This is a genomic window from Pseudomonas sp. 2822-15, from assembly GCF_002742515.1.
GTDB classification, from domain to species: Bacteria; Pseudomonadota; Gammaproteobacteria; order Pseudomonadales; family Pseudomonadaceae; genus Aquipseudomonas; species Aquipseudomonas salomonii.
The window spans coordinates 1-231 of sequence record NZ_LJRY01000448.1 but is presented as its reverse complement, the minus strand read 5'-3'; the positions used below and the strand labels follow the sequence as shown (position 1 = coordinate 231).

Annotated in this window: 1 protein-coding gene; it reads left to right on the top strand. The window is 37.7% G+C overall.

Annotated elements, in window-relative coordinates; all coding sequences use genetic code 11:
• The coding region (locus AOA59_RS31780) for a thiamine pyrophosphate-dependent enzyme (RefSeq protein ID WP_218212251.1) at nt 1-231 on the top strand (231 nt) is incomplete at both ends.

The window sequence follows — 231 nt, the reverse complement described above, 5'->3', positions numbered from 1 at the left end:
ATATTGATATGTCTTATATTGTGATGGATAACAATATTTACGGTTTAACTAAAGGACAGACATCTCCACGTAGTGAACATGGATTTGTGACAAAGACAACCAAAGATGGAAACAAAGAGTATCCAGTTGATCCTGTATCAACTTCTATTGCAAATGGAGCTACCTTTGTAGCACAAGGATTTGCGGGGGATATAAAACAGATGACTGAGATCATAGAACGGGCGATTGAAC